The sequence below is a fragment of the Kitasatospora putterlickiae genome (assembly GCF_039527695.1).
GTDB lineage: Bacteria > Actinomycetota > Actinomycetes > Streptomycetales > Streptomycetaceae > Kitasatospora > Kitasatospora putterlickiae.
Genome location: NZ_BAAAKJ010000166.1, coordinates 339 through 6,841, shown reverse-complemented (window position 1 = coordinate 6,841; position 6,503 = coordinate 339). Strand labels below are relative to the sequence as shown.

Annotated in this window: 5 protein-coding genes; 2 read left to right on the top strand and 3 right to left on the bottom strand. The window is 72.5% G+C overall.

All coding sequences use genetic code 11. From position 1 onward, the window contains the following. Positions 1 to 86: 86 nt before the first annotated feature. Positions 87 to 557, bottom strand: coding sequence for an SPW repeat protein (locus tag ABD308_RS17190; RefSeq protein ID WP_344335247.1), 471 nt, complete (start codon positions 555 to 557; stop codon positions 87 to 89). Positions 558 to 749: 192 nt separating this feature from the next. Between ABD308_RS17190 and ABD308_RS17185 the strand changes: the two genes are divergently transcribed. Together ABD308_RS17185 and ABD308_RS17180 are read left to right on the top strand one after the other, a co-directional pair. Beyond that, on the top strand, positions 750 to 1,307 hold the full coding sequence (locus ABD308_RS17185; protein ID WP_344335245.1) for a PadR family transcriptional regulator: 558 nt from the start codon (positions 750 to 752) through the stop codon (positions 1,305 to 1,307). Between the two features lie 56 nt (positions 1,308 to 1,363). Beyond that, positions 1,364 to 3,064, top strand: coding sequence for an acyl-CoA dehydrogenase family protein (locus tag ABD308_RS17180; protein ID WP_344335244.1), 1,701 nt, complete (start codon positions 1,364 to 1,366; stop codon positions 3,062 to 3,064). Between the two features lie 48 nt (positions 3,065 to 3,112). Here the strand turns inward: ABD308_RS17180 and ABD308_RS17175 are convergent, their stop codons facing one another. Then, positions 3,113 to 4,414 (bottom strand): M28 family metallopeptidase, encoded by a 1,302-nt coding sequence (locus ABD308_RS17175; protein WP_344335284.1) that lies wholly within the window; start codon positions 4,412 to 4,414, stop codon positions 3,113 to 3,115. A 290-nt stretch (positions 4,415 to 4,704) separates the two neighbouring features. After that, positions 4,705 to 6,503 (bottom strand): sensor histidine kinase (locus ABD308_RS17170; protein ID WP_344335241.1); only part of this gene is annotated, 1,799 nt, incomplete at its 5' end.

Genomic DNA, 6,503 nt, shown 5'->3' with positions numbered 1-6,503 from the left:
CGGGGCGCGGAGGGCGCCGGCGCCCTCCGCGCCCCGGGTGTCGGGCTTCCGGTGACCGTCGGCCCCGGCGTCTCAGCCCCGGTGTGTCAGCCCCTGGCCCGGCCGGCCCGGCCGCGCCGCATCGACGCCCCGTTCGACGTCATGGTGGCCATCGAGATGGCGGCGATCCCCAGCAGGCACATCACGCCGCCCGCGATCAGGCAGGTGACGATGTTCTTGCCGCGGTCGACCTCACCAGAGACGACCCACGGGGAGACGATCGTCCACGCGCCGAGCAGGGTGGCGGCCCATGCCCGTGCGTGGGTGCGCTCGTACGCCGAGCCGTAGCCGGCCATCAGCACGCTGTAGGCGATGCCGACGATCAGACAGGTCACGGTGAGCGTGCTGAACGCGGTGAAGCCGACGATCCACGGCGAGGCCGCCAGGAACAGACCGGCCAGGACAGCCAGGGCCTCGATGGCCTGGGCCCGCGGGGTCAGGGTGACCCGCTCGTAGTGCTCCCGGAGTTCGACGATGTCCGGATGGTGCTCCATGCCCATCGGCGCTTGGGTAGACACCGATACCACCTCCTAGGGTCGGAACATGGACGGGCGCTAGCCCAGTACCATTCTGGCGCCCTTCACCCGTTTTGCACCTTTTGACCAGGGCGGCTACCCTTCCGCGCCCGGCCCGCACCACTGGGTGACCTCCGTCTCACCGCCGCCCGCCGCCCTTGCCTATGCAATTCGTTGCATAGCAGGATGCCGGTCATGGCACTGGAGCACGCGATCCTCGTCTCGCTGCTGGAACGGCCCGGCTCCGGCTACGAACTGGCCCGGCGCTTCGACCGGTCCATCGGCCGCTTCTGGACCGCCACCCACCAGCAGATCTACCGGGTGCTGCGGCGGATGGAGGCGGACGGCTGGGTGCGCGCCGAGGAGGTCGCCCAGGACGGCCGGCCGGACAAGAAGGTCTACTCGGCGGCCCAGCCCGGGCGCGACGCGCTCGCCGCCTGGCTGCGCGAGCCCGTCGAACCGGAGACCGTCCGGCACGAGTTGGCCGTCCGGATCCGGGCGGCCGCCTTCGACGACCCGGCCGCGCTGATCCCCGAGGTCGAGCGCCACCGGGAGGGCCACGCGGCCCTGCTCGCCCGCTACCTGCTCGGCGAACGGCGCGACTTCCCGGACGCCGGGACGCCGGGCACGCTCGACGCCGGACAGCGGCTCCAGCACGTGGTGCTGCGCGGCGGCATCGAGTACGAGCGGATGACGATCGCCTGGCTCGACGACGTGCTCGCCACCCTGCGCGAACTCGCCGAGGGCCGCTGAACCCGCTCTCCGGCCGCCTCCCCTTCACCCTCACCCTCGACCCCCGGGAGCCCGCGATGCTCTTCAACCCGCTCACCTACGACCCCGCGCAGTTCGACGAGCCGACCCGCCGGCTGCTGCGCGCGACCGTGGACTGGTTCGAAGCGCGCGGCAAGAAGGCGCTGATCGACACCTACATCGACCGCGCCTGGTACGCCGACTTCCTCGAATTCGCCGCGAAGGAAGGCCTGTTCGCCGAGTTCCTGACGCCGTCCGCCGCCGACCCGGCCAAGCGCTGGGACACCGCCCGGATCGCCGAGCTGAACGAGATCCTCGGCTTCTACGGCCTCGGCTACTGGTACACCTGGCAGGTCACCATCCTGGGCCTGGGGCCGGTGTGGCAGAGCGGGAACGAGGCCGTACGGGCGCGCGCCGCCCGCCTCCTGACGGAGGGTCACGTGATGGCGTTCGGCCTCTCCGAGCGCGGCCACGGCGCCGACATCTACTCGACCGACATGATCCTCACCCCGGACGGCGAGGGCGGCTTCACCGCCACCGGCTCCAAGTACTACATCGGCAACGGCAACGTCGCCGGCCTGGTCTCGGTGTTCGGCCGCCGCTCGGACGTCGAGGGTCCGGAGGGCTACGTCTTCTTCGCCGCCGACAGCCGCCACGAGGCGTACCACCTGGTGAAGAACGTGGTCAACGCCCAGATGTACGTCAGCGAGTTCCGGCTGGAGGAGTACCCGGTCCGCGCCGAGGACGTCCTGCACACCGGCAAGGCCGCCTTCGACGCCGCCCTGAACACCGTCAACGTCGGCAAGTTCAACCTGTGCACCGCCTCCGTCGGCATCTGCGAGCACGCGATGTACGAGGCCGTGACGCACGCCCACAACCGGGTGCTCTACGGCAAGCGGGTCACCGACTTCCCGCACGTGCGCCGGGAGCTGACCGACGCCTACGCGCGCCTGGTGGCGATGAAGCTGTTCGCCGCGCGCTCGGTGGACTACTTCCGCACCGCCTCCCCCGAGGACCGCCGCTACCTGCTCTTCAACCCGATGACCAAGATGAAGGTCACCACCGAGGGCGAGAAGGTCATCGACCTCATGTGGGACGTCATCGCGGCCAAGGGCTTCGAGGCGGACACCTACTTCGACAAGGCCGCCAAGGACATCCGCGGCCTGCCGAAGCTGGAGGGCACCGTCCACGTCAACCTGGCGCTGATCCTCAAGTTCATGGGCAACTACCTGTTCGACCCGGCCGACTACGCCCCGGTGCCGACCCGGCGGGACGCCGCCGACGACGCGTTCCTGTTCCGCCAGGGCCCGGCCCGCGGCCTGGGCGCGATCCGCTTCCACGACTGGCGGGCCGCCTACGACGCGCACGGACACCTGCCGAACGTCGCCCGGTTCCGCGAACAGGCCGACGGCTTCTGTGAGTTGCTCCTCAACCACGCGCCGGGCGCGGAGCAGCAGGCGGACCTGGACTTCCTGCTGGAGATCGGCCAGCTCTTCGCGCTGATCGTCTACGGGCAGCTGGTGCTGGAGCAGGCGGCGCTCACCGGGCTGGACGCGGACCTGCTCGACCAGGTCTTCGACGCGCTGGTGCGGGACTTCTCCGCGCACGCCACCGAACTGCACGGCAAGGCGTCCACCAGCGAGGCCCAGGCGGCGTGGGCGCTGGCGCACGTGCGCCGCCCGGTCGCGGACGGCACGCGGGCGGCGAAGGTGTGGGGCATGGTCGAGGCGCTGTCGGGCGCGTACGAGATGGCCCCGTAGGAGGCCTTCCGGGGGTGCCGGCCGGTGGACCGGCACCCCCGGGGAGGATCAGAAGGTGAGCTTCCAGCTGTCGATGTAGCCGGTGTCCTGCGGGCCCACGTCCTGGACCTTGAGCTTCCAGGTGCCGTTGGCCGGCACGGCGGAGGCGTTCACGGTGTACGTGGTCTGCACGTTCGCCCCGGAGTCGCTGCTGGACGACTTGAGACGGAAGCTGGTGCCGTTCGGCGCGACCAGGTCGATGACGAGGTCGCCGCGATAGGTGTGCTTGATGTCCACGCCGACCTGGAGCGCCGCCGGGGCGTTGCCGGTGCGGCCGGTGACGGCGAGGTCGGAGGTCACGGCCGATCCGTAGTCGGGGATCTGGACATCGGCGGTGTTCTCGAAGACGGTGCCGGTGGGCGGGGTGGTGGAGCCGGCGGCCAGGTTCCAGACGGCGTGGGCGATGGCGTCGCTCATCCGGTCCAGCGCGGTGTCGTTGATGTTGGCGGTGGTGTCGCAGGAGGAGTGGTAGCAGCGGTCGAAGGGCTGGCCCGCCGTTCCGCCCCACTTCGCGGCCTGGGCGCTGGTCTTGGTGTAGTCGGCGCCGCTGAACAGGCCGCCGACGCGGATGCCGGCGTTCTGGAACGGGGCGTGGTCGGAGCGGCCGTCGCCCTCGAAGTCCTGCTCGGTGCTGATGCCGAGGCCGGCGAAGTAGTTGCGGAACAGGGCGTCGAGCGCGCTGTCGTAGCGGTAGGTGAAGTAGCCGGGGTTGGGCGAGCCGATCATGTCGAAGTTGAGGTACGTCTCGATCTTCGAACGCTCGGTGGCGCCAAGGCCGTTGACGTAGTTCTGGGAGCCGATCATGCCGTACTCCTCGGCGCCCCACCAGCCGAACCGGATGTGCTTGGCGGGCTGCAGGCCGGCCCGCGAGACGGCGAGGGCGGTCTCCAGGACGCCGGCCGAGCCGGAGCCGTTGTCGTTGATGCCCGGGCCGCCGGTGACGGAGTCGAGGTGGGCGCCGGCCATGATGACGTGCGAGGTATCGCCGCCGGGCCAGTCGGCGATGAGGTTGTAGCCGGTCGAGCCGTTGTAGCTGAAGGTCTTCAGCGTGGTGGTGTAGCCGGCCGCGTCCAGCTTGCTCTTCACGTAGTCGATCGAGGCCTTGTAGCCGGTGCGCCCGTGCGCCCGGTTGCCGCCGTTGGCGGTGGCTATCGACTGGAGCTGGGCCAGGTGCGCCTTGACGTTGGCGACCGGGATGTCGGGGGCTGCGGCGACCGCCGGTGCGGCGGGGGCCGGGTTCGCCGCGGGCGCCGCGGAGGCGGCGGGGGCGAGGAAGGCGGCCGCGAGGGTGACGGCGGCAGCGGCGGACAGGGCGGATCGGCGCAGGCGGGATCGCCGCGGGGCGCGCTCGGTCAATGGGGGCTCCGGTATCCGGTGGGGCAGAACGGAAGCGCGCCACTTCACGGGCGGCGGAGGGATGTTGAGGGGGTGTGGGGCCGCCGGCCGCGCCGAAAAGTTGACGCGACCATGATGATTGGGCGTAGGCGGGAGTCCGTCAAGGGGCGGCGGGTCGGCTGACGGCTGACAAAGTCTGAAATCCGTTATCCGCTATCTGTCAGCTGTCATCTGTTATCCGTCAGCTGATTTCCGTCAGCCGTCAGTCAGCCCTCGCCGGGCGACTGCTCGGGAGTGCGGGGCAGCACGGCCCGGACGACGGCCCCGCCGTCGTGGTCGCCCGTCTCGAACCGGCCGCCCAGTTCCTCGGCCCGCTCGGCCATCGAGCGCAGCCCGACCCCCGAGCCGGCGGGCCGCGCCGACCCGCGCCGGAAGCCGCAGCCGTCGTCCCAGACCTCCAGCACCACCGCCTCCGGCCGCACCCGCAGCGTCAGCCGGGCCCGGCCGGCCCCCGAGTGGCGCAGCACGTTGTGCAGCGCCTCGCCGCTGATCCGCAGCGCCGCCACCTCGACGGCGGCCGGCAGCGCGGGCGGCGGGTCCGGGTCCAGCACCAGCGAGATCCGCGTCCGCGCCCCGTCCAGCTCCGCGACCAGCCGTCGCAGCGCCACCGCGAGCCCCTCCCCCGCCAGCGCGGCGGGCGCCAGCCCCTCGGTGATCCGGCGCAGTTCGTCGATCGCCTGCCCGATCCCGGCCGACACGGTGCGCAGCGAGCGGGCCGCCGGGGAGTCCTCGGGGACGGCGGCCCTCGCGGTGTCGACGCCGAGTCGCAGGCCCGAGAGGGTGGGCCCGAGGCCGTCGTGCAGGTCGTGCCGCAGCCGCCGGCGTTCCTCCTCGCGGGCGAGCACGACCTGCCGCCGCCCGTGCTGCAGTTCCTCGTACATGCGCAGCGAGGCGATCGCGGGCGCGGCCTGGTCCGCGAGGAAGCGCAGCACCTCGTGGTCCTGGGCGTCCAGTTCGGGCTGCCCGGTGCGCGGCGGCGCGTACAGGTCGCCGATGACGGCGCCCTCGTAGCTGAGCGGGAACACCCGGCCGGCGGGCCCGACATCGCCGACGGCGGCGAGTTCGTGCGGTCCGGTCCGGGTGTGCAGGACGACCCGGGCACCGGGCAGGCCGAGGGCGTTCACCACGGTTTCGCAGAGCAGGGGCGGCGCGTCGGCCGGGCTGACGGCGCGGCTCAGCCGCTCGGCGAGCTCCCGCACCACCTGGTAGGGGCGGGCCCGGTCGCCGTAGTAGAAGCGGTCGACGGCCCGTACCACCCACCGGGTGGTGGGTCCGAGCAGTCCGCCGATGGCCAGCGCCCCGGCGGCGAGCAGTTGCGCGGGGGCGCTGCTGGCCTGGGGCAGGGCGCGGCGCAGCAGCAGCGCGATGCCGAGGTAGCCGGCGATCAGCAGGGCGGTGAGGGCGAGGACGCTGAGCATCCGGCGGGTCGCCCGGTCGAGGTAGCGGGAGCGGTCGCGGGTGAAGGCGTAGCCGACCGCGCCGAGCATCCACAGCGCGGAGCCGGCGAAGTAGACGACCGCCGCGACGCTCTCCGCGCTGCCGAGCCGCAGCGCGATGTTGGTGGTGATCAGCCAGACGAGGTAGGGCAGCAGGACGGCGGTGACGCTGCGGTGCGGGCGGGCGGAGCGCCGCCAGCGGACGGCGGCGACGGCGAGGCTGGTGGCGACCAGGCCCCAGGCGACCAGGGTGGCGTGCCATTCGCCCAGCGGCAGGCCGTGCCCGGGCGGCACCAGGACGTCCCCGTGGTAGGGCAGCGGGCCGCTGAGGCGGACGGTGCACGCGTGCACGACGCTCCACAGGGCGACGGCGGCGACGTACGCGCGGCCCGGTCCGCCGGGCAACCGGCCCTCGGGCAGCCAGAGCGGGAGGGCGACGGAGACGAAGATGAACAGGGCGACGGAGATCAGCAGCAGGGCCGCGCCGAGGGCCTCGACGGCCGGTCCGGCGTCGGTGACCGCGCCGGCGAGGAGGGTGAAGCGGGAGAGGCAGCCGCCGAGGCCGGCCG

What these genes read in the sequence shown, in the direction of transcription:
- ABD308_RS17185 (WP_344335245.1), top strand. Translation starts at nt 750, where the DNA reads ATGGCACTGGAGCACGCGATCCTCGTCTCGCTGCTGGAACGGCCCGGC.
- ABD308_RS17180 (WP_344335244.1), top strand. Translation starts at nt 1,364, where the DNA reads ATGCTCTTCAACCCGCTCACCTACGACCCCGCGCAGTTCGACGAGCCG.